We start from the raw sequence: 25,423 nt of genomic DNA on the forward strand, positions 1-25,423 counted from the left end.
TAATATAATTGTTATTGGTTCAATAAATGTTGCACTTGCATTAGTCCATTTGCTAAACGATCAATATCTTCTGTGTTTGTGTACATAGCTAATGATGCACGACACATACCTGGTACTGCAAAATAATTCATCGTGGGTATCGCACAATGATGCCCCGTGCGTATAGCGATGCCATATTGGTTTAATAACATCCCAACGTCATATGAATGGTGCTGTCCTAAATTAAAAGCAATAATACCAACTCGTGTATTTGGGCCGTATAATATCAAATCTGGAATGTTTTTTAATGTATCTACAGCGTAATGTATTAATTGATTTTCGTAATCATAAATTTTTTCAATACCTATTGTATTGATGTATTTAATAGCATTCCCTAACCCTATTATACCACTAATATTAGGAGAGCCTGACTCAAATTTCCAAGGGGAATCAATAAATGTCGCACCTTGAATTAAACTTACATTTTTAACTATTCCGCCTCCTAAGAGCCATGGGGGCATTTTCTGAAGTAATTCTTTTTTTCCATACATAATACCAACACCGGAAGGCCCATATATCTTATGTCCAGAAAATACATAAAAATCACAATCTAACTTTCGTACGTTTACTGATTGATGCGCAATTCCTTGAGCACCGTCTATTAATATCAGAGCATCACTTTTTTTTCGTGCTATATTAATTATTTCTGTCAATGGATTGATCGTTCCTAAAACATTAGACATATGAGATATTGATAATAATCGAGTACGATTATCAATTAGTTTTGATAAACTAGATACCTCTAATGTACCGTTAGGAGTTAATGGTATATAACGTAATATAATTTTTTTGCGTTTTGCTAGCATTTGCCATGGAATAATATTAGCATGATGTTCCATTTCACTAATAATAATATTATCTCCACAATTTATAAAATTGTGCCCCCAACTGTTGGCAATCAAGTTAATAGCTTCAGTAGTACTTTTGACAAAAATGATTTCTTCTCTAGATGCGTTAATAAAATTAGCGATATGTAAGCGTACTGTTTCCATTTGATGAGTTGATTCAGTACTCAATGTATGAATGCCTCGATGTACGGCAGCATATTCATGTCTATAATAGCTAGTTTGTGAGTCTATGACAATATTAGGTTTTTGAGCGGATGCAGCACTATCAAGGTAAGTAAGAGGATACTGATTAATAATTCGACTTAATATAGGAAAATCTGATCTAATTGTTTCTATAGGATAAATTGTCATATTTTGATCCTTGTCAGAGCTTTATCAATTCTTCTTAGTACAACATCCTGTAATACAGTATTCTCAATTGATTCTGTAATTTCAATGGAAAAAGCATAAATAAGCATTTTTAAAGCATCTTTTTTTGGAATACCACGTGTACTTAAATAAAACAAATGATTAGCATCAATGTGCCCTATTGTTGCTCCATGACTGCACTTCACGTCTTCAGAGTAAATCTCAAGCCTAGGTATACTATTAATAGTTGCATCTTTGTTTAACAATAGGTTGTTACTTATCATTTTTCCATCAGTTTTTACAGAATCTGGATTTACTTTTATTAATCCATTAAACACACCGGTACTGCAATTACATGCAATTATTTTATGTAATTGCCTACTCGATGCATATTCTTGATTGTTATGTTCCAAATAAGTACGTATATCTCCAACATCTTGTTCTGATAACAAAACTAAACTATTTAATGACAAAGATGATCCTGAGTGATTGATTTGAGCACTAGTTTGATGGCATGTGAATTTAGGACCAAGAATAACAAAGATACTACTGTTGACCTGGGAAGATTGTCCCACATGAATATCATTATGTGCTATATGATAACTCGCGTGATTTTCAAATATTAATTTGACATGGTACAAGCTGGATTGATTTCCTGTTGTCATAGACATGCGTGCACCACTAAAGTGAGCATTTTTATTTGTACTAATAAAATGTTCTATAACACACGTATCGGCATCGTGCCCAATTTTAAGATGATGATTATAATGTGATGTAATCAATTTATTTTTTATATCAGAGCCTTCATTAATATACAGCAAATATAATGGTTTTTTTGTTATTTTTTTTGTAGGTAAATCTATATGTATTGTTGCATCACTTAAACATTCAGTTAAATATAAAAACATTTCTGGTTGAATGGGATGAGTTATGTCATGACGATTGGGATTTCGATTAATTTTGATTATCCATGGATCAATGTTTTTATCGCTTAATTCAGGGGAAAACAAACCATTAATAAATATTAAACGATAAGAATCCATAGAGAATCCCAATTTTTTATATTGAGAAGTATTTAGTTTACTATTTTCAGAAAAATCAAAATTATATGTTAATAATTCTTCCAGCGCAGTATGTTTCCAATAATCATCTTTAATGCCCGGTAATCCAAGTATTTTAATTCGATCCCAATATTTATGCGTCAAACTTAAATTAATATTATTTTTTTGCTTAAATAATTTATACCATTCATTTAATACTCTATTTTTATTATTCAGATAACCAACCATAGCCTTTTTCCTCAAGCTCTTTTACTAAAGAAATATTACCAGATGTTATAATACGACCCTTGTGCAACACATGAACATAATCTGGTTTAATATATTCTAAAATTCTTTGGTAATGAGTAATGATAATAAATGAACGCATTTTATCGCTTAATATATTAAGGCCATTATACACAATTTTAACCGCATCGATATCTAAGCCAGAATCTGTTTCGTCAAGAATACACAACAATGGTTCTAACATCATCATTTGAAGAATATCGTTACGTTTTTTTTCGCCTCCAGAAAATCCAACATTTACTGATCGAGTTAAAAGATCATCAGGCATTTTTAATAATGCCATATTTTTTTGAACAAGTTGAATAAAATTAAATCGATCCATAAGAGGTAGGTGTCTATACTTACGTATAGAATTAACAGCACTGTGTAAAAATAATTGATTACTAATTCCTGGAATATCTACTGGATGTTGAAATGCTACAAAAATCCCCTCACCGGCACGTTCTTCTGGTTTTAGAAGTAACAAATTTTTATTTTTAAATAATATTTCTCCATCAGTAACAATATAATCATGTTGACCAGATAAAGTGGCAGATAATGTACTTTTTCCCGATCCATTAGGCCCCATAATAATGTGTATTTCACCAGGATTAATTTCTAAATTTAACTTTTTTAAAATGGACATATTTTTTACACTGACATTCAAATTTTTTATTGATAACATCATGATTTCTCCTTGTTTGAATGGCTATGGGCTGGCTATGCTTTTTGAAAATCCTTAAAATATAAGATTTTATCCAACACTGTGTTCTAAAGTAATTGCCAATAATTTTTGTGCTTCTGCAGAAAATTCTAAAGGTAATTTAGAAAATATATCTTTGCAAAATCCATTGACAATCATAGAAATAGCGTCATCTTCATTAATTCCACGTTGTCGACAATAAAATAGCTGATTATCGCTGATTCGTGAAGTTGTAGCTTCATGTTCTAGCTGTGTACTATTATTATGTGATTCAATGATAGGAAACGTATGAGACCCACATTTATTGCCTATCAACATGGAATCACATTGTGTAAAATTACGTGAATTTACAGCAGTTTTCATAATTTTCACTAATCCTCGGTAAGTATTTTGACTGTTTCCGAGAGCAATTCCTTTTGAAATAATAGTCGAACGTGTATTTTCTCCAATATGAATCATTTTTGTTCCAGTATCTGCTTGTTGTATCCCATTAGTGACAGCAACTGAAAAAAATTCCCCAATAGAATTTTTTCCTTTCAAAATTACACTCGGGTATTTCCAAGTGATAGCAGCACCAGACTCAGATTGAGTCCAAGACATTTTAGAATTTTCTTCAGCACATAATGCTCGTTTAGTAACAAAGTTCAAAATGCCACCTTGAGAACGTGAGTTACCAGAAAACCAGTTTTGTACGGTTGAATATTTTACTTGAGCATCTTTTAGCACGATAACTTCTACAACTGCTGCATGAAGTTGATAATTATTGTGTCTTGGAGCGGAACATCCTTCAATATAACTTACATAACTACCTGCATCTGCGATTAAAATAGTACGTTCAAATTGTCCAGTTTTTTTAGAATTCATTCGGAAGTAAGTTGAAAGCTCCATAGGACAATATACATTTTTGGGAATATATACAAACGTACCATCAGATACAACCGCGGCATTAAGTGCAGCAAAAAAATTGTCTTTAAAAGACACCACAGTTCCTAAATATTGGCGCACCAAATCTGGATAATCGCGAATAGCATCGTGAAATGAACAAAAAATAATACCTTTTTTTAATAAAGTAGCACGGAATGTAGTAGATACAGAAACTGAGTCAAAGATAGCGTCAACTGCTACATTTCCTGTTTCATGAACCGGTATACCTAGTCTATTAAAGGTTTTTTCTACTTCTTTGGTTAAATATTTTGATTTATTTGAAATGATGTTTGTATTGTCTTGTGTTTTGTGGTCAGTTTTTTCAGTTGTACATGATGGAGCAGAAAAATAACTGTAGGAATTATAATTGAGTGTTTGATAATTGCCTTTTAACCAATGCGGTTCTTGCATATTACACCAAGCATGATAACCTGCAAGCCTAAATTCTAACATCCATTTTGGTTCTGATCTTATTTTTGAAATAGCATATATCACATTTTCATTAATACCTTTTTTGAGTTCCTCATTACTTAATTTAGTAAAAAACCCTTCTTTGTAATATGAATCATCATTTTGTGTTAATTTTTTTTTGATGTCATATATGTTAGAGTTGTTGCGTATCATAATAATACCTATTTTTCAATGCCAAAACTTTCACCGCACCCACAGGAATATTGAGCTTGAGGGTTATTAAATTTAAACATATGATTTAATCCTTCCTGTACATAATCTAATTCGGTTCCATCAATAAATGGCATTACATGCAACGGCACGAATAACTTAGCTCCATTATGTTCGTAAATTAAGTGATCATTATCTAATGATGTAACTTTATCCATAAGATATGTAAATCCTGCGCATCCTGATTTTTTTATGGTTACTTTTAATCCTAATATATTAGAATTTTTATTTATTAGATGAAGAATTCGCTGCGCTGCCGAATCAGTTAGGGTTAGACCATTCCAAGAAATATGTTTTTTTGGTATATAATGTGTATTTTGTTTGATATCATTTTTCATGATAAATTCCTTTAAATCTATCATGCAATATTTTCCCGAAGTAAATATTTTAATTATTTTTATTCCACTAAATATTTACAAACATAAAAATATGCACATGTTATATGACAACATATATAATTTAGTATAGTAGAAATACTAATTTTTTCATCATATTATTATTTTGATAAAAAATACAAATTTTATATTTAATTTAATGAGCATTAAAATTTTAATTTAGCATTCTTGAAATAGATATGCATTAAAGATAGGCTTAATATATTGTTTGCATCCATTTTTATAGTGTCCTTTTGAAATGATTTTCTTATTTTACATTTATAAAATTCAATTCATATTGAAAACTACATTTATTATAATTAGTGAGTATAAATGCACATGTATAACCATGTAAAACCTCAAGTCTTAACTAATAAGTTAGTTAGTATATAAAACTAACAATGAAAATTAAAGAACTAAGATATGTTGCTAACCAACCAATTAGAAACTTCTGATAATTCTTTTTTATATTGAGGCCAATCTTTTATCCATTCTTTACAACAATACAAGATACTTTTATCGTTATATGGTATACCTACTAGCTTTGTTGCTAATTTTTCTAAAGGATCTGGTTCTAAACTGTCAGTAAAAACCTGGCTACGATTAATAATTCCGTGTTCTATGTCGAAGTGTAATGTCACGCTACACCAATTAAAACGGGTATCTAATTGGTGTGTAAATGCAGGAGCGCTACCAAAATTCCAGTTCCAGTCACGTTGTTTGTTAAACTGTTCAAAAAACTCTGGCACACTATTGAAATTATCTATAGATAATATTTCCGGTTTCACCTTCATTCCATAGTATTGGAAAAATGCCTCCGTTAATCCGTGACATACTTCTTGATGATCAATACCAGGTTTCAGTTCATTTAAATTAGCAACTCGTGATCTAATAGAGGTTATTCCTTTAGTCTCTAACTTTTTAAAATCTGGATTAAGGTAATAAGAGAGTTTATCAATGTCAACATGTAATAACAGTGTACCGTGATGAAATTTACGTCCAGACGCTTCACGATATGCAGAGCCACTAATCTTGCGTTCTCCGTCTGCTGTACGTATGACAATATCATTTCGTCCAGAAACGATGCTTTTAATCCCAATATGACTTAATCCATTCAAAACTATATTAGTGGATACACTCTTATCATAATGTTCTTGAGTGGAGATAAAGGTAAAACAGGTGTTACCTAAGTCATGAAACACGGCCCCGCCTCCACTACTCCTTCTAGCTAGTTTAATACCATCCCGTTTCATACGACGAGTATTGCATTCTTTCCATGCATTTTGAGCACGTCCTATAACTACTGTATTTTGATTTCTCCATAAAAACAATATGGATTGTTTTTTAGGTATGTTTTTAAAAATATACTCTTCAAGTGATAAATTAAACCATGGATCATAAGAGTCAGATAATAACAACCGCAAAGAACACATAGTTCCTCCTCTATCGGGCTATAATATTTGAGGTATCAATTGTATATATAAATACAATATCATGTTATCATTAATAATAGTAATTTAAAATCATTTTTTATTAAATCATCAATATTGAAAATAAATTTTTATATGTGTTTTAGATGTTTATTTATAATTACATGCAATCAACACAGATGATTAATCATTTACAATGTACATTATTTTCATCATGATTTGATATTAAAATAGTATGGTGTATTTATGACTGTATGGAAATATTATATTCTATATATGTAGAAACAACTAAATATTCTTCCGTAAATGAATTTAACGTTTCACTTAATAAATTTTAAAACAATTACAGATATTTTTATCAAATAATTAAAATTATACAATTCAATTGCATCAGATATTTATTATCTATATATGAGAGAGATAATAATGGCATATAAGATATTTTTCTTTTTTGAAAATTGTGTAATTAAAAGAATTAAAAAATTTATATGTACATTATATAATAGTTTTATTTAAAATAATTTATTTATCATTATTTTTCCAACATTTGATAGAATTTCATATATTATCAAAATAATAATAATAATGTACCGTTATTATCTTAAGATTCCATGAAAACGCTCTCTCAAAATCGTCGAGCATTTATTAACAACATCAGAAATCTCTTCTTCTTTTAAAGTATGAGTTTTACTTTGTAAAAATAATTTGATAGTAAAACTTTTAAAACCTTTTGAGATATTTTGACCCTTATAAACATCAGATAATTTGATTTCAACTAATTGATCCTCATTAGCTATTTTTTTGCATTCGGTAATAACAGATTCTGCAGAAACATCGTTTGGCACTACTATGGAAATATCACGGCAATTTTTAGGAAATTTAGAAATGGTAGTAATTGTAGGTAATGCATATTGAGCAATCATATTCCATGATAGCTCAAAGACTAATACCTGTGAACGTAAATTTAATTTAATTTGTATACTAGGATGAATCATCCCAATATATCCAACACATATATTGTTTAAATAAATTGCTGCGCTTTGACCAGAATGTAAGGCAGGATGCAAATATTTTTTAAATCTAATACAGCTTAGTTTGTTAGCTATATTTAATAACGCCTCTACATCTCCTTTTATATCATAAAAATCCACTGGGTATGCTGTTAGATCCCAGTGTTCATTAAATCTGAATCCAGATCGTATTCCAGCTATCATAAAATTTTCATGTACTTGATTTTCAGCGGTTTTTTTTGGAATAAAACACATACCGCTTTCAAATAATTTGATTTGCTTATGTTGTCTATTTTGATTATAGATCATTGCTTTGATTAATCCAGCCCATAAAGACAGCCGCATAGTCGACATGTCCAATGTAATTGGATTTTTTAAAATTAATGGAATTTGTTGTGGGTGTAATAATTTTTGAATGTTAGGGTTTACGAAACTATATGTTATTATTTCTTGGTAACCACGATTTATTAATAGATTTTTTATTTTTGATAATGATATAGTCGACATACGACTACGATCTGTTATCAAGTTTGTACGAATAAACACATGAGGGATGTTGTTATATCCATGAATACGTGTTATCTCTGCTATTAAATTTTCTTCTATAGATATATCAAAACGCCAAGTTGGTGTCAGTACTTTCCAAATTTTATTTGAAAATTCTGCTTGAAAACCAAGCCTTTGTAAAACATGCGTAATTTCTTGATCTAAAATTTGGAATCCAATAATTTTGTCTAATTTAGTACGGTTTAATATAATATTAGTTGGTTTTGGCAACATATCTTTGTTAATTACACTTATCATTGGGCCAGGATAACCGCCGCAACTTTTTAGTAACAATGATGTAATACGATCTAAAGCTAATTTAGATATACTTGGGTCAACTCCTCGTGTATAACGAAAAGAAGAAAGATCATGCATGTGATACAACACGGATTGACCCGCAATGGCGGATGGAGCAAAAAAAGCAGATTGTAACATTATATGACGAGTTGCAGAACAAACAGAATATTGATTAGGAATAATTGTCCCAGCTATTGATAATGGTTTGTTACAATCAGATATGATTATTGTATTTGGAAATAATTTTATATTGTTATTATCGTCAGGTAATTTCAGCATTTCTCCGTTTTGAGAGAAACGTATATGTATTATATTGCCATCAATTTTTTCACAATCAAAAATATGAATCGGATGGCCTAGCTCCAATAATACATAGTTGGCAATGTCTATCACTGTGTTAACTGAACAGATTCCGCAGCGACGTAATTTTTCTGCTATCCATAAAGGTGTGGGGGCAGTAATATGAATATTTTTCACAATTCTTCCTAAAAACTGTGGGCATGCGTCTGGAACTTCAACTGAGATGGGAATGGTATCATTAATTGTTGGTATAATTGATTTTATTTGTGTTTTTTTTAATTTTAGGTGATTAATGGCTGCTATTTCTCTAGCAATACCTATTATGCTAAGACAATCTCCCCGATTAGGAGTAATGTTTATTTCAATAATATTATCATTAAAACGCAAATAGTTGTAAAAGTTTTCTCCAATAGGCGCATCCGTAGGTAATTCTATTATACCTACTGTATGATTAACTATTCCTAATGTTAAAAAAGTACACAACATTCCTTCTGATTGTTTCCCTTCTATAGTAGTTAATTTAACTTTCTCTCCGTTTGGTAATACCGCTCCTATATTGGCAACAACTACTCGCATATTTTTACGGCAATTAGAAGCATCACAAACAATGTTTAGTAATTTGTTAGCACCGTTATTGACTTTTATTATTCGCATATTATGAAAATTAGGATGTATTTTGCATTCTACAATTTCGCCAATAACTACTCCATAAAAAATATTAGAAACAGGTTTTACTTCATTAACTTTAAATCCAGCCATGGTTAATTGATCAACTAATTCAACACTACTAATAGGTGGATTTATCCATTCACGTATCCACATTTCACTAAATTTCATTTAAATATCTCTATACTACTTAAATTGATTAAGAAATTGTAAATCATTTTTAAAAAAAACTCGTATATCTTCAATATTATGAAGTAACATTGTTAGTCGCTCTATTCCTATGCCAAATGCAAATCCTGAAAATTTTTCTGTATCAATGCCAACATGACGTAATATTTTGGGATGCACCATACCGCATCCCAAAAGTTCTAACCAATTTCCAGTTTTTTGATTCATTACGTCTATTTCTGCGGATGGTTCTGTAAATGGAAAATAAGATGGTCTGAAACGTAAAACGATATTTTTCTCAAAAAAATTGTGTAAAAAGTCATATAATATTGTTTTTAGATGACTTAAATTGACGTTAGAATCTATCATTAAACCTTCCATTTGATGAAACATAGGTGTATGATTGTGATCGTAGTCTTTACGATATACTCGTCCAAAAGAAATGATACGAATTGGAGGGGTTTTGTTGGTCATAACGCGTATCTGTACACCAGAAGTGTGTGTGCGAAGTAAACGTTTTTCGTCAAACCAAAAGGTATCGTGTTCATCTCTAGAGGGATGATATGCAGGAATATTTAAAGCATCAAAATTAAAATAATCATTTTCAATTTCTGGGCCATGTGTTACGGAAAACCCTACAGAATGAAAAAAAAACTTCATACGTTTTATAGTGCTTGTTATTGGATGATATGTGCCTATTTCCGACAAACGCCCAGGTAAAGTGACATCTAATATATCAGTAACTAAGATGTTATTTATATTTTTTGATTTTAAAATATTTTTTTGTTCGATAAATAATGCGTATATATCTTTTTTAGCTTGATTAATGGCTGCCCCTAATTTAGGTCTTATATCTAATGGACTATAACTAAGATTTTTAATTTGTTGATTTAAGTATCCTTTTTTACCTAAAAATTTAATACGTACTGCTTCTAAAGCAGAGATATTATTAGATTGCACGATATCTGATTTTGCTAGCAAAATTAAATTGTTTACGAAGTCTAATGACATAAATATTCCCGTGCGCATATATATACGATTTTATTCACTTAATTTTATATACACAACTATGGTTGTATACAAAATAAATTTAATTAACTGGTATCAATGAGATGATACTCATTGATACCGTTTTTGTGGTATTGTTATCATACATTCGTTATATTAACTTGAGTATATTATACTTGTTCTAAATTAATCTTTGCTTTATCGATTAAAGTAGAAAAAGTCTTTTTATCAAAAATAGCTATTTCAGCAAGCACTTTTCTGTTAATGCAAATATCAGATTTATGTAATCCATTTATTAAGTAATTGTAAGAAATACCATATTCGCGTGATGCAGCATTAATACGATTAATCCACAATCGCCGAAATAGACGTTTCTTCTGACGACGATCACGATAAGAATATTGCCCAGATTTTATGACCGATTGATAGGCAACACGATAAGTACGAGACCTAGCACCGTAATAACCTGCTGCTTTTTTTAAAATTTTTTTATGGCGAGCGTGTGCCACTACACTATTTTTTACGCGTGTCATGTGTATATGACTCTCCTAATGATGTAAGAGACAGCATAATAATTTAATATTATGTTTAATAAACACAATAATATTGAATCTATATATATGGTAAATATTGCATGATTGTGGTTGCATAAATTTTAGAAAGTACAGACTTTTTACGTAAATGACGCTTATGTTTTGTAGATTTTTTTGTTAAAATATGCCGCATATAAGCATGCTTATGTTTATATTTTCCTGAAGCTGTTATCTTAAACCGCTTGCTAGCTGCTTGGAGTGTTTTAGTTTTAGGCATAAATCAACCTCTATAACCTTTTTTAATTATATATTTCATTTGCTGCTAAGATTTAGATAGAGAAACTATTATCTAATCTTATTAGATGACACGTACAACTTATTATTTCTTTTTTGGCGCTAAAATCATAGTCATTTGACGTCCTTCAATTTTATTGGAAAAAAATTCCACTGTTGTTAATTCATGTAATTCATCACGTATTCGGTGTAGCATCTTTGCACTAAGTTGGTGATGCACTAACTCTCCACCTCTAAAACGCAGTGTAATCTTAACTTTATCTCCTTCATTAAGAAATTTAATTAAATTACGTAACTTAATTTGATAATCTCCTTCATCAGTGCCTGGTCTGAATTTTACTTCTTTAACATGGATCACCTTTTGTTTTTTCTTTTGTTCTTTTGTTGATTTATTTTTTTCATACAGAAACTTACCGTAATTCATAATTCTACACACAGGCGGATCAGAATTAGGACTAACTTCCACTAAATCCAGACCAATATCTTCGGATTGTTTCAGTGCTTCATATAAACTAACTACACCAATTTGTTTGCCGTCTACTCCAGTTAGACGAACTTTTTTAGCACTAATTTCTCTATTAATACGATTTAATCGTATTGATTGTATTTTTTTTACGAATTTAATAATATGTTATTCCTCCATTTGATTGAGACTGTAATTGTGAATTTCGTGTAGTAATTTTTTTATAAATATATCAACATTACAATTTTTTAGTACTTTACCTCGACAAGTACGTATAGATACTGTATTATGACTTACTTCTTGATTTCCACAAATTAACATATAAGGTATGCGTTGTAAGGTATAATAGCGAATTTTAAATCCTATTTTCTCATTTCTCAAGTCTACTTTTGTTCTTATTTTTTTATTTATTAGTTTTTTTTCTATAATAGAAACATACTCGGATTGTTTATCAGTAATATTCATTAAGACAACTTGCGTTGGAGCCAACCATGTTGGAAAAAATCCTACATATTCTTCTGTAATTACACCAATAAATCGTTCCATGGAACCAAGAATTGCTCTATGAATCATTATGGGAGCTACACGATTATTGTGATGATCGATATAACGCGCGTTTAACAAATTTGGCAAAGAAAAATCTAATTGTATTGTACCGCACTGCCAAGCTCTATCTAAAGAATCAAGCAAAGTAAATTCTATTTTAGGCCCATAAAATGCACCATCATTAGGTTGATATTGAAAAGAGATATTATTATGTTTCAACGCGGTAGATAAATGTTGTTCTGCTGCATCCCATATTAAATCCGTGCCAATTCGTTTTTTAGGACGAGTGGATAATTTTACTAAGATTGTTTTAAAACCAAAGGTATTATATACATCATACATCATTTGAATACAGTAATTTAATTCATCAAATATTTGCGTTTTTGTGCAAAAAATATGACCGTCATCTTGGGTAAATTCTCGCGTTCTCATTAGTCCATGCAAAGATCCAGATGGTTCATTTCTATGACAATTGCCGAACTCAGCCACTCGATAAGGCAAATCTTTGTAAGACTTAACGTCCTGATTAAAAATTTGAATATGTCCCGGACAATTCATTGGTTTAATACAATAATCATGATTTTCTGAAGCAGTAGTAAATATATGTTCATGATAATTATCCCAATGGCCTGTTTTTTTCCATAATTCATGATTAATCATAACAGGACTTTTGACTTCTTGGTATTTATATGATTTAAGTTGTGTTCGTATAAATTTTTTTAATTCTTGTAATAAAACCCATCCATTTTGATGCCAAAATATCATACCGGGAGCATCTTTTTGAATATGATATAGGTGTAACTGTTTCGCAAGATTGCGATGATCATTTTTTTTAAGTGCTTGTAACATATGTTGTAAGTTATATACTATTGTTATCTAATTCTAGAACAACCAGAAGTATGTGTAATTTTTTTATTTTTTTGTTGTTTCTGATCCAATAAGATATAAAAAATCCCTATCTTATATAATTACAATTCCAATAAAAAATGCATGTTGGGTTTACGTGGTTCACTCCACATATATATTCATCATGATAGCATCATCCACATATCTAGTAGGGTTAATATTTCATTTAATACTGAACTTTATATATTTCTCACCAAACGAAAAAATTATTAGTTTGTTTTAAGTAATTTTTTATAATTTTATAACTGTTGTTAATGCGTAGTAAGCATGATCTGTTATAATTGTTAGGTCATTTTTCTTAAGGCGACAATTGAGATACACCATAACAAAAAATCTTGTGTTTGTTGTTAAATTAAGCGCCATTTTAGTTGCAAGCCACCACAATTATTTCATTCATACTCTAATAAATGTACACAAGAACGTGTGAATCATATATGATTCCTGCATTTTCTGCGTTAACAGACTATAATGCTATATGATGATATATTACATCAAATAATATCAATCATCTTATCATTGATCTGTGTGTGACTATATAATTTTTAGACAAATTCACATCCATATACTTAGAAACTTGTAGAGACAATACAGAATTATTATATTGATGTTGATTTTCGTTTTGTAAAATGTTGACAAGCATCAACGGTTCTTTATATTGTTAATATATTTATAGTTGTTTATTATATAGGAGCTTAATTTTTTTTTAAATTTATTTTTCATTTTTTATATCATATACTATATGTCTAATATAAATTTACTAAAATTAAACATTCTATTCTGTATTTATATTATTGTATCTATACAATAATATAATAGTCTATTTTAAAGCAAATAATAAAGCGTTTGGAATAGAATCCAAGTTCACTGTATGATACAATAGTCTATTGTATCATACAGTGACAACTAAACATTCTATCATAATGCTGTTACGCGTGGAACATAAAACTCAAAAACTGTATTTAATTTAATTGGTAATTGACGTGTTTTAAATTGATTAATAATCATAATATATTTTTTGTTAATACATGTGCATTTCATAACAAGTGTGCTCGATTCATTCATGTACAGATATTGATGTTTTTTACATTTTATTAAATACATAGAATATAACTAGTAAATAATGTTATTTGTTGTATCAATAAATCTATTTTTAGAAAATTTATAACCTTTATTACCTTGGGTTCATAAAAATTATTTATTTTGTAAATCCTCAACAATTTTATAGTTAATTATTAAATAAATTTTAATATTTACAGCCTGTAATTCCTTATTAAAATTTTCATTAATATACAAAATATCAAAAACTGGCATTATTTAAGTGTTTTCTAAAATAAAATATATAAAAATTTTAAAAAAATAACGTTAATAGATAACTGATATATATATCACACAAGTTTTTATTTAATGTTATATTATATCATACCCATTCTTGATATATATATGGCCGATATAATTTTTTATTTAAAAATTAAACACACTTATCATAATAAATAAACATATATGTGATTTAAATATTATCCATTGGTATTTGTTATTAATTTAATAATATTAATATCATTAATAGAAACTTCAATCTAGATAATAATAATAATAATAATAATAATAATAAATATTTAAAACAAAAAATGACAAGATATCTAATAAATTTTGACGTTAATAAATATTATTTTTTTAAACAATTTAAATCTATTTGTATTAATGATGATTTTTATAATCATATTTGTTAACTTATCATCAGTACCGATGCATAATAAAAATTTAATTTAGAAATATTGGCATTTATTTTAATTATGCAAAGTTATAAAAATATTTTAAACAGATATAACCATGATACTCTAATTTTAGAGTTACAAACGTTTTTGATTACATCGAAATAAAATCAATTTAAAATATTTTTATAAATTAAAAAAACATTATGTATTTAATACTTTTTAATAAAAATTTAAATTGAAATAAGGTATTTTTTATGATTAATTCAATATTTCAAGTATGCAATTTTTAAAAAGATTTGACTAGTGCGTCGATGGATTTCATTTGTTTTAAAAAATGTTCTAATTGATTTAAAGGTAATGCAGAAAATCCATCGCACTTAGCATAATGTGGATTGGGATGTGCTTCAACAAATAATCCAGCAATACCTACTGCTATACTGGCTCTAGCTATATCATAAATTTGTATGTTTTTCCCCCCAGAAATAGGACTTAGCGGATTACGCGTTTGTAAAGCATGTGTTACATCTACTATTATTGGGCAACCTCCTGACACGCGATTCATAACATTAATGCCTAACATATCCACTACTAAGTTATCATAACCAAATAACGTTCCCCGTTCACATAAAATTATTTTTTTATTTCTAAATGAACGACATTTATCGACAACATGTACGATTTGTGTTGGACTCATGTATTGCGGTTTTTTTATATTAATTGGCATCCCAGTCTGGGCGACAGATGTGATTAGATCAGTTTGACGAGCTAAAAATGCAGGAATCTGCAGTACATCTACTACTTCTGATACGATTTTGACTTGATAAACTTCATGTACATCAGTCATGAGTTTAACTCCAAATATTCCCTGTAATTCTTGGAGCAAGCGTAAACCTTCTTCTAATCCTGGCCCACGATATGAATCAATTGATGAACGGTTTGCTTTATCAAAAGATGCTTTAAATACATGAGGTATATTCAATTTATGAGTTACATCAACATAATGTTCGCAAACCTTCATGACTATCTCTCGTGATTCTAAAACGTTCATTCCTCCAAACAACACAAACGGTAAACTATTTGATACCTTTATATCGGCAATATCAACTATCAATTGTTGCATATACTATATTCCCAAATAATTTTTTAATTTTAACTACATAAAACTATAAATTTTATTATAGCAAGCATTAATTATTTACTTATTTATTCAATAAATAGTATATAAATCATTGTAATAATAGAGTAAACTGTAATTCAGTGTCATCGACTCACTATAATATGGAAAGAGTAGTTAACTTTTAATCTCTATACATTACATAAACATAATCTTTATAAACGTAAATATCTTATTGTTGATATAATTTAAATCTCAATTTGTCTGGATTGATTTTTTCATTTAGTTACTTGAAATTGTCTATTTTAACAGACAAACATGTATTATTGTGTAAGTTTGCAATGCGATTGCCATTTTCCGTATGTTACACGTTCATAATGATGATAATCACGTATTGTATGAACATGAGTAAATCCAAATCTACAAAATAACGCACGCATATAATTTCCTTGGTTCCAGCCATGTTCCAAAACTAACCATCCATTTTGATGCAAATATTGGGTGGAACATTTACAAATTGCTGTCAAGTCTGCTAATCCTGATTTTTCTGATACCAATGCATTTTTAGGCTCAAAAATCATGTCGTTAGATTGTAAACATGAATCATGTTTATTAATATATGGTGGATTACTGACAATGAGATTAAATTTTTCCCCCATTAAATATTTAAACCAATTTCCATATATGAATTTTACATTTTTAAAATTGAGTAAGAGTTTATTTCTATGAGCAACAAATAATGCTTTCTTCTGACAATCTATTCCTGTAATACTCCATCTTGGTCGTTCTGATGCAAGAGCTAGAGCTATTGTACCGATTCCGGTACCTAGATCTAAAACATTTAAGTGAGGTACTTGTAATAAACTGAACACGTGCCTCACCAAGCATTCAGTATCTGGTCTAGGAATAAATGTGCCTGGTAAAACTTGAAGGTTTAAGGACCAAAATTCCTTTGAACCAATTAGATAAGCTATAGGTTCTCCTTTTTTTCTGCGATGAATTAAAGATTCTAACTCAATAATAGTCTCATATTCTAATAATGATTCTCCAAAAGCTAACAATTGAGTACGAGACTTTTTAGTGACTTGTCCTAAAATAATTTCTGCATCTCTTTTTGGGCTCATAGATTCTTTTAGTATTAAACGAGCCCAATGCAACCACTGATCCCATGTCATTATTCTAATAACTCTAATAATTGGTTAAGTTGATCAGATTGATGTTGATTAATAATAGGTTGTATCAAAATATCTAACTCTCCATTCATTATATCATTTAATTTGTATGATGTAAAAGAAATACGATGATCAGTAATGCGACCTTGTTGAAAATTATATGTGCGAATTCGATCAGATCGATCTCCAGTGCCTAACAAATTACGTCGGGTGTGAGATATTTCTTTTTGTCGACGTTTTATTTCAATAGCATGTAATCGAGAACCTAGTACTGATAATGCTTTAGCCTTATTTTTGTGTTGCGAGCGTTCGTCTTGGCATTCCACGACTAATCCACTTGGTATATGAGTAATACGAATTGCTGAATCGGTAGTATTTACATGCTGCCCTCCTGCCCCTGATGACCGAAAAGTATCAATTCTTAAATCATGAGGATCAATATTAGGTAATTCAATATCTGGTATTTCTGGAATTACAGCGATCGTGCAAGTAGACGTATGAATTCGACCTTGAGATTCAGTATGCGGTATTCTTTGCACTCGATGTCCCCCAGATTCAAATTTTAACAGACTATATGCACCTCTATAAGGAATTTTAGCAATAATTTCTTTATAACCACCGCATTCTCCATAAGTGATATTAATAATTTCGATTTTCCATTGACGTATCTCTGAATAACGAGCATACATTCGGAATAAATCTCCTGCAAAAATTGCTGCTTCTTTTCCACCAGTCCCAGCTCGTAATTCAATAAAACAACCTAATTTATCATTAGGATCTATGGGCAATAGTAATATTTTTAAGTTCCGCTCAAGATTATGCTTATGTAAATAGCATGTTCTTAACTCATCTTGAGCGATATCATACATATCTATATCTGCAAGCATTTCTTTTGTATTAATTATTTCTTTTTTTATATCTAACCAACGTCTAAAACACACAACTATTTCAGATAACCGCGTATGTTCTTTAGATAACATACAAAAACGTTTTTTATCGTAAATGATATTAGGTTTACTAAGTAATTTTTCTAAAACACTAAAACGCTCTTGCAAGACCATTAATTGTTTTATAATAGCAGGATTCATACATATATATATATTTATTTATATATTAAGGCGAGATAGACTTTCTTTTGTTTAAATAAAATTAATGACATTAATAACTATCAATATAATTTGAATTTATAAAGTTTTGTTTGGATAATATTTTTTGATCTATTTATTGTAAAATATGTATTGCGTGTTTATCATGCACAATATTAATTGTACCAACATACCGTAATAATATCACATATTTTTATATTTATAAAATAATTTATTTTTTATTTTTTATTAAAACATATAAAACGATAAGTATCTATCATTAAACAGTTTTTAAAATAATTATTGGGGATTACATTTGTATATGAAATTAAAATCACTAAAATAACGTCAACTTGTATCATTAATCTATAAAACTTAAGTATCATTGTTATTCATATTATAATCATGATGTTGTATACATGTGTATATTATTGATTAATAATAACAAATTAAAACATTGAAATTTAAAATTAAATAAAAACACTGTAAGCTATTGTTTACAAACGTTAAAATAAAATAGCTTTGATAATCATTTTCACGATTAAAAATATTATTTTTATTGATTAGTGGATAAATGATTGTATTTAAGAGCAGCTTGAACGTGAATACAATAAATAAAATTTATATTTTTTAAGAATAACTTCTGTAAGATTTATTATTTAAATGTATCAATGTACGTGTTTTCGATTGTTTGGTATAGCAATTTTTATTTGTGTTTCTTGTGTTTATCATCAGAATTTTAACTTTTATGAAGATAAATTGATATACATGTGGAATAATCATAAAAAATTAATATCCCAAATATTTCATTATCAAGCACAAGGTACTATTATTTATACAGTTAATCACCAAAGAAAAATGCATTTTAGATTTATTTATAATCATAATCATAACAGTAGTTATTACATAAAAATATTTAATGTTTTTGGATTAACTATAGTTTCTGTATCTGTAGAAAATGGAGTGATTTGTATTTTAAGCGGTACAATTAATCAAAATAATGATTTTAAAAACGAAATGCAAAAATGGTTTACAGATATAGATATTAGCTATTTTTTAGAACAATTACAACAATGGATTCTTGGGCTACCTGGCAGCAATACAGAATATAATCTGAACTCTATCGGTTGTCTATCTTATATAAATTGTTGTTATAATAATGATAATATATCTATATATTATCATTATTATCATATTAATAATATACCAATTCTACCTAAAGTTTTGGAAGCGTATTACGATCAACATCATATTAAGTTAATAATAAACAACTGGAATATACTGTGAACTATCAATGGCCTTCTCCAGGAAAACTTAATTTGTTTTTATATATCACCGGACGCCGTGTAGATGGTTACCATTATTTACAAACGTTATTTCAATTTATTGAGTATGGTGATACTCTCAAAATATTTGTAACAAATAATGGTAAAATTCGGTTATTTACCTCTATGGGTAATTTAGTGTATAGTAATAATTTAATTATACGAGCAGCAAAATTATTGCAACATCATTGTTGGGCAAATAAAAAACCAATACTTGGTGCAGATATTTTTATTGATAAAATGTTGCCCATCGGTTCTGGTTTAGGAGGCGCTTCTTCTAATGCTGCAACTGTATTATTGGTGCTCAATCAACAATGGCGCTGTTATTGTGATATCAATGTTTTAATGAATTTAGGTTTGACATTAGGAGCTGATATACCAGTGTTTATATATGGTCATTCAGCATTTGCTGAAGGAATCGGCCACGTGTTATCGCCAGTTTTTATCCCTGAGAAGTGGTATCTTATTCTTGTACCACCGATTAAAATCAGTACTTCGTGGTTTTTTAGAATGTATGAATTAGGGAATTATTGCTATTCTCCATATCGTGGAATGCAAGAGTTGTTATCTGTACCGTTTCGTAATGATTTCGAAAAAATTATAAAAGAAATATCTCCTGAAATACAGACGTATTTTACATGTTTATCGAGGTTTGCGTCGGCACGACTTACAGGAACAGGTTCCTGTATTTTTTCTGAATTTAGTACTGAATATCTTGCATATAAAGTTCAAAATTGTTTGCCATCATGGATTAAAAGTATTGTAACGCGAGGAATAAATTTATCCCCACTACATCAAAAATTATTAAAATGCACTACATTCGTATTATAATTCACATGCTAATAAATACTGCCTCGGTATTGTCATTATGCGCTATACAAGTACCGATATTTCATTAAATGTAAAACTATGAGATATTTTTAATATGAAACTTTTTACCGGCAATGCTATTCCAGAACTGGCCCGACGTATTGCTAACAGATTATACATTAATCTCGGCAAGGCTTCTGTTGGTCGTTTTAGTGACGGAGAAGTAAGTGTGCAGATTAATGAGAACGTACGTGGTGGGGATGTTTTTATTATTCAATCTACCTGCGCTCCAACAAATGATAATTTAATGGAATTGATTGTTATGGTTGATGCATTAAGGCGCGCATCAGCTGCTAGAATTACTGCCGTAATTCCTTATTTTGGTTATGCCCGACAAGATAGACGAGTACGATCGGCTAGAGTACCCATTACTTCCAGAGTTGTAGCAAATTTTTTATCTAGTGTAGGAGTGGATCGTATTTTAACAGTAGATTTACATGCTGAACAAATACAAGGTTTTTTTGATGTGCCAGTAGATAATGTTTTTGGAAGTCCAATTCTATTAGAGGATATGATGCAACAAAATTTTAATAATCCTATTGTAGTATCTCCAGATATTGGAGGAGTAATCCGTGCGCGTGCTATTGCAAAATTACTTAACGATACTGACATGGCAATTATAGATAAACGAAGATCTCGTGCCAATATTTCTCAAGTTATGCATATTATCGGAGATGTTTATAATCGTGATTGTATATTGGTAGATGACATGATTGATACCGGAGGAACATTATGCAAAGCCGCAGATGTTTTAAAGGAAAAAGGAGCTTGCCGGGTATTTGCATATACTACTCATCCTATTTTTTCTGGTGATGCTTATGAAAATATTCACGATTCTATGATCGATGAAATCATCGTTTGTGATACTATTCCATTGAAATCGAAAATAAAATCTTTAGCTAATGTACGTGTATTAACTTTATCTGGTATGCTTGCCGAAACAATTCGTCGCATTAGCAATGAAGAATCAATTTCTGCTATGTTTGAACATTAAAAAAGATTATGCTTGTATACTTTACGAAATATTAATATATATATATATACAAATCATATGTTTTTTATCTAATTCGGATTATTATTATTTTAATGGCAGAAGGGCAGTAACTCATAAAAATAAATATTATAAATATTAAGGTACACTTTTGAAAACCATTAAGTTGTTTTAAATATATTTTTAATTAAACAACAAATATATTTAAAATCATAAATAATTAATGTTAATGAAATTATAATTTATACGATCATGTAATAATTTTGTGTGTGTAAAATGACTATTAAGCTCATTGCTGGATTAGGTAATATTGGAACAAGTTATTTTAATACTAGGCATAATTTCGGCTCTAAATATGTTGAGTTTTTAGCGAAACGATATAGTTTAATGCTAAGTAAGAATGAGAAATTCTATGGACGTATCGGGCAATTAAAATTAGGACACAATATTGTACATTTGTTAATACCAAATTCATATATGAACAATAATGGATTTTCAATATCTAAATGTGTTGATTTTTATCAATTGTCTCCACAAGAAATATTAATAGCGCATGATGATCTTGATTTGTCACCAGGTGTAGTGCGTATTAAATTAGGAGAAAAAAATAATGATAGTCATCATGGATTAAAGGATATTGTTATTAGACTTAATAATAAATGTAATTTTTATCGTTTACGTATTGGAATAGGTCACCCTGGTGATAAAAATAAAGTAATTGATTTCGTTTTAAATAAACCAACTATTTGTGAAAAAAATAAGATCGACAATGCCATCAACGAAGCAATACGGCACACTGAAAGTATAGTTAACAAAAAATTTATTGAAGTTATGAATCAACTACATTCTTACAAACCTGATTTTTTATGAAAATACTAATCTAGAAAATTTTTTAACTTTTATAGTAAAAACATTTATTTCCTAACATTTAATTGTAATATACATGTATTATAATTATTAAAGAGTTATTTATGCAAATTGAATGCGGTATTATTGGATTACCAAATGTGGGTAAGTCCGCTTTATTTAATGTGTTAACTAATAAATCTGTTAAAATAGCTAATTTCCCTTTCTGTACTATCCAACCCAATATATCTATGGTGTATATACCTGATTTACGTATATGTCAACTAACAAACATCATACCATCATATAAAACAGTTCATAGCACGATGAAATTTATAGATGTTGCGGGTTTAATAAAAGGGGCTGCTCAAGGTATTGGCATGGGTATCCAAGTTTTAAATCATATTCGATCAACAAAAGTATTATGCCATGTGGTACGTTGTTTTGATAATAATAAAACTATTCACATTTTTAATAATGTAGATCCCTGTAGAGATGTAAATATTATTAATACTGAACTCATATTATTTGACATTTTACAATGTGAGCAAAATATTTGCACTTTGCAAAAGCAATCTAAATTGAAGGACGAAAACATTGAACAACAGTTATTTGTATTAAAAAAATGTTTGGATCATCTGTACGATGGTGTCTGTTTAAGAAAAATACATTTTTCTAAAACAGAACAAGTAAATATTGATAAATTTAATTTTTTAACTATTAAACCAATCATTTATGTTGCTAATATTGATGAAAAAACTGTTACGGATACGGATAACATCTATTTAGAGAAATTACGTATAATTGCATCTAATGAACATGTGCCATTAATTTCATGTTGTGCAATATTGTCTTTATTAAAAAATAAAAATAATTATGTTAAAACAGTTACAAAACAGCAAAAAATTATATTGTATGACACAGCTAATGCTATTTTTTCTGTATTGAATTTATGTACTTTTTTTACTATTAATTTAAACATGACACGTGCTTGGACGTGCGTAATTGGAACTACCGCGTTAGAAGCTGCTAAAAAAGTACACAGTGATTTTAAAAAGGGTTTTATTCGTGTTCAAGTCATTAAGTTCAATGATTTTATTATATATAATGGAGAGTTAGGCGCCAAGAAAGCCAATCAAATACGCTATGCAGGCAAGGATTATTGCGTAGAAGACGGAGATATACTTAAATTTTTATTCCAAATTTAATACACTATGTCTATAAACATTCAAATGTCTGTTTATAGACATAGTGTATTAAATTATACGTAATAATTATTATAATTAACGACGATTTCCAAAAATACGAATCATCATCAAAAATAAGTTAATAAAATCTAAGTATAAAGTTAATGCTCCTATAATTGAGTATTTACGAAATTGGTCTTGATTTTCTATGGATAAAGAAGCTCCTATAGATTTAAGCTTTTGAGTATCATATGCGGTTAAACCAACAAATATAATAACACCAACATACGTAATAAGCCACATTAAAGCTGTATTTTTTAACCATAAATTGACTATTGAAGCTAATACCATACCAATTAACGCCATAAACAACAAATTACCAAAACTGCTTAAATCTCGTTTAGTAGTATACCCGTATAGCGTCATAGCGCCAAACATACCAGATGTCACTACAAATGCACTAGATATAGAAGATGTAGTATATAATATAAATATGCTGGATAAAGTTAAACCTGTTAGCATCGAATACAACATAAATAATGTAGTCGCTAAAGATCCGCTTAATCGTGTTACCATCCCAGAAAGAACGAACACTAACGCCAATTGACCAATAACCAAACTAAAAAATATTATTTGATTAGAAAATAATATTTGAAGTATTGCTGGAGTTTGAGAAGCATACCAAGCAACAAAAGCAGTTAATAATAATCCGCAAGACATCCAACCAAACACCTGCAATATATATGGTTGTATTGCGTTATTAACTCGTTCCGACACTGTGCTTTGAAAACGGGGAAATCGATCCATACTTATCACCTTCAAAAATAATTGAAATACAAAATCTTTTATGGATTATATCGTAAAAAAATCACGTGAGCAAATAAAATGTTGCAAACATTATCTTAAAATAAATATAAAAATTCAATAGATATCAAATATTATATAATTCAGATAATAACTAAATTCAAAAAACATTGTTTAATATTTATTTAAATAATAATATTGAATAGGACACGTATCTTTATTGAATTCATATACCAACGGAACACCTGTTGGTACGTTAATTTGAAATATTTCTGACTCATTTAAGTTATTTAGAAATTTTATTATAGCGCGTATAGAATTGCCATGCGCAACGATAATAACGGTTTTATCTTTTTTAAGCTGAGGTACTATAGAGTGGTTCCAATACGGGATCACTCTTTTTAAAGTTATCGCTAAACTTTCACTATTAGGTAATTCATCAGTTTTGATATTTTCATAACGACTATCATTTGTTGCGGTAAACTGATTGTTTTCACAAATATTTGGAGGAATAATATCAAAACTTCTCCGCCATTTCTGAATTGTTTCGTAACCATATTTTTTTACAGCTTCATCTTTATTTAATCCTTGCAGTGCTCCGTAATGGCGTTCATTCAGTCTCCAAGATTTTTCTATCGGCAACCACGCTTGATCTAATTGGTCTAGTACAATCCATAAAGTATGAATTGCTCTTTTTAATACTGAAGTATATCCGCAATTAAAAAAAAAGCCATTTTTCTTTAATGTTTGACCAGCGTGTTCCGCTTCAGTGCGCCCCTTATCTGATAAATCTATATCAACCCATCCAGTGAATCGGTTTTCTTTGTTCCATTGACTTTCTCCATGTCTTATAAGAACAAGTTTAGTTACATTCATAATTTATTCTCTTATTTTTTATTTACAAAGAC

21 protein-coding genes and 1 pseudogene are annotated in these 25,423 nt (G+C 29.2%); 5 read left to right on the forward strand and 17 right to left on the reverse strand.

All coding sequences use genetic code 11. The annotated features are described in order from the left end of the window. Positions 1-11: 11 nt before the first annotated feature. The 15 genes and pseudogenes from CBquer539_RS01995 to prfA form a co-directional block, all read right to left on the reverse strand. Positions 12-1,238, reverse strand: coding sequence for a SufS family cysteine desulfurase (locus CBquer539_RS01995; RefSeq protein WP_500836220.1), 1,227 nt, complete (start codon positions 1,236-1,238; stop codon positions 12-14). Beyond that, complete coding sequence (sufD, locus tag CBquer539_RS02000; protein WP_500836221.1) at positions 1,235-2,524, reverse strand: Fe-S cluster assembly protein SufD; 1,290 nt, start codon at positions 2,522-2,524, stop codon at positions 1,235-1,237. The genes CBquer539_RS01995 and sufD overlap by 4 nt, the downstream gene beginning before the upstream one ends. Continuing rightward, on the reverse strand, positions 2,505-3,245 hold the full coding sequence (gene sufC / locus CBquer539_RS02005) for a Fe-S cluster assembly ATPase SufC (protein ID WP_500836742.1): 741 nt from the start codon (positions 3,243-3,245) through the stop codon (positions 2,505-2,507). The genes sufD and sufC overlap by 20 nt, the downstream gene beginning before the upstream one ends. A 69-nt stretch (positions 3,246-3,314) precedes the next feature. Beyond that, positions 3,315-4,811 carry a Fe-S cluster assembly protein SufB gene (gene sufB, locus CBquer539_RS02010; protein WP_500836222.1) on the reverse strand — a complete coding sequence of 499 codons (1,497 nt, stop codon included), beginning with the start codon at positions 4,809-4,811 and terminating at the stop codon, positions 3,315-3,317. An 8-nt stretch (positions 4,812-4,819) separates the two neighbouring features. After that, positions 4,820-5,206, reverse strand: coding sequence for a Fe-S cluster assembly scaffold SufA (gene sufA, locus CBquer539_RS02015; RefSeq protein ID WP_500836743.1), 387 nt, complete (start codon positions 5,204-5,206; stop codon positions 4,820-4,822). 452 nt (positions 5,207-5,658) lie between these two features. Further along, positions 5,659-6,675, reverse strand: coding sequence for a lipoate--protein ligase (gene lplA / locus CBquer539_RS02020; protein ID WP_500836223.1), 1,017 nt, complete (start codon positions 6,673-6,675; stop codon positions 5,659-5,661). Positions 6,676-7,268: 593 nt separating this feature from the next. Further along, positions 7,269-9,662, reverse strand: coding sequence for a phenylalanine--tRNA ligase subunit beta (gene pheT / locus CBquer539_RS02025; protein WP_500836224.1), 2,394 nt, complete (start codon positions 9,660-9,662; stop codon positions 7,269-7,271). A 15-nt stretch (positions 9,663-9,677) separates the two neighbouring features. Further along, a complete protein-coding gene (gene pheS, locus CBquer539_RS02030; RefSeq protein WP_500836225.1) occupies positions 9,678-10,670 on the reverse strand; it encodes a phenylalanine--tRNA ligase subunit alpha in 993 nt (330 codons plus the stop codon). A gap of 167 nt (positions 10,671-10,837) precedes the next feature. Next, positions 10,838-11,200: a 50S ribosomal protein L20 gene (gene rplT / locus CBquer539_RS02035; RefSeq protein ID WP_500836226.1), complete on the reverse strand. Its 363-nt coding sequence runs from the start codon at positions 11,198-11,200 to the stop codon at positions 10,838-10,840. A 79-nt stretch (positions 11,201-11,279) separates the two neighbouring features. Then, positions 11,280-11,477: a 50S ribosomal protein L35 gene (gene rpmI, locus CBquer539_RS02040; protein WP_500836227.1), complete on the reverse strand. Its 198-nt coding sequence runs from the start codon at positions 11,475-11,477 to the stop codon at positions 11,280-11,282. Positions 11,478-11,579: 102 nt separating this feature from the next. Further along, complete coding sequence (gene infC / locus CBquer539_RS02045) at positions 11,580-12,119, reverse strand: translation initiation factor IF-3 (RefSeq protein ID WP_500836744.1); 540 nt, start codon at positions 12,117-12,119, stop codon at positions 11,580-11,582. A 6-nt stretch (positions 12,120-12,125) separates the two neighbouring features. Beyond that, positions 12,126-13,349, reverse strand: a pseudogene (gene thrS / locus CBquer539_RS02050) (threonine--tRNA ligase); the annotation flags it as partial. A gap of 2,058 nt (positions 13,350-15,407) precedes the next feature. Further along, entirely contained in the window at positions 15,408-16,241 is an 834-nt protein-coding gene (kdsA, locus tag CBquer539_RS02055) for a 3-deoxy-8-phosphooctulonate synthase (RefSeq protein WP_500836228.1), read from the reverse strand. A 317-nt stretch (positions 16,242-16,558) separates the two neighbouring features. After that, a complete protein-coding gene (gene prmC / locus CBquer539_RS02060) occupies positions 16,559-17,410 on the reverse strand; it encodes a peptide chain release factor N(5)-glutamine methyltransferase (RefSeq protein ID WP_500836229.1) in 852 nt (283 codons plus the stop codon). Further along, complete coding sequence (gene prfA, locus CBquer539_RS02065; protein ID WP_500836230.1) at positions 17,410-18,495, reverse strand: peptide chain release factor 1; 1,086 nt, start codon at positions 18,493-18,495, stop codon at positions 17,410-17,412. The genes prmC and prfA overlap by 1 nt, the downstream gene beginning before the upstream one ends. Positions 18,496-19,155: 660 nt before the next feature. On the opposite strand from prfA, the gene lolB reads away from it, so the two are divergent. The 5 genes from lolB (at position 19,156) to ychF (ending at position 23,732) form a co-directional block, all read left to right on the forward strand. Further along, positions 19,156-19,779, forward strand: a complete 624-nt coding sequence (gene lolB, locus CBquer539_RS02070; protein WP_500836231.1) for a lipoprotein insertase outer membrane protein LolB — start codon at positions 19,156-19,158, stop codon at positions 19,777-19,779. Further along, the gene (ispE, locus tag CBquer539_RS02075; RefSeq protein WP_500836232.1) at positions 19,776-20,648 is read left to right on the forward strand and encodes a 4-(cytidine 5'-diphospho)-2-C-methyl-D-erythritol kinase; all 873 of its coding nucleotides are present in this window, start codon (positions 19,776-19,778) and stop codon (positions 20,646-20,648) included. The genes lolB and ispE overlap by 4 nt, the downstream gene beginning before the upstream one ends. 85 nt (positions 20,649-20,733) lie before the next feature. Beyond that, a complete protein-coding gene (locus CBquer539_RS02080) occupies positions 20,734-21,681 on the forward strand; it encodes a ribose-phosphate pyrophosphokinase (RefSeq protein ID WP_500836745.1) in 948 nt (315 codons plus the stop codon). A gap of 273 nt (positions 21,682-21,954) precedes the next feature. Then, a complete protein-coding gene (gene pth / locus CBquer539_RS02085) occupies positions 21,955-22,548 on the forward strand; it encodes an aminoacyl-tRNA hydrolase (RefSeq protein ID WP_500836233.1) in 594 nt (197 codons plus the stop codon). Between the two features lie 101 nt (positions 22,549-22,649). Then, a complete protein-coding gene (gene ychF / locus CBquer539_RS02090) occupies positions 22,650-23,732 on the forward strand; it encodes a redox-regulated ATPase YchF (RefSeq protein WP_500836234.1) in 1,083 nt (360 codons plus the stop codon). Positions 23,733-23,807: 75 nt separating this feature from the next. On the opposite strand, the gene CBquer539_RS02095 is transcribed toward ychF, so the two are convergent. Both CBquer539_RS02095 and gpmA read right to left on the reverse strand, forming a co-directional pair. After that, entirely contained in the window at positions 23,808-24,518 is a 711-nt protein-coding gene (locus tag CBquer539_RS02095) for a Bax inhibitor-1/YccA family protein (RefSeq protein ID WP_500836235.1), read from the reverse strand. A gap of 171 nt (positions 24,519-24,689) precedes the next feature. Next, the gene (gene gpmA / locus CBquer539_RS02100; RefSeq protein ID WP_500836236.1) at positions 24,690-25,391 is read right to left on the reverse strand and encodes a 2,3-diphosphoglycerate-dependent phosphoglycerate mutase; all 702 of its coding nucleotides are present in this window, start codon (positions 25,389-25,391) and stop codon (positions 24,690-24,692) included. Positions 25,392-25,423 lie beyond the last annotated feature (32 nt).

Source organism: Blochmannia endosymbiont of Camponotus quercicola (assembly GCF_059935335.1).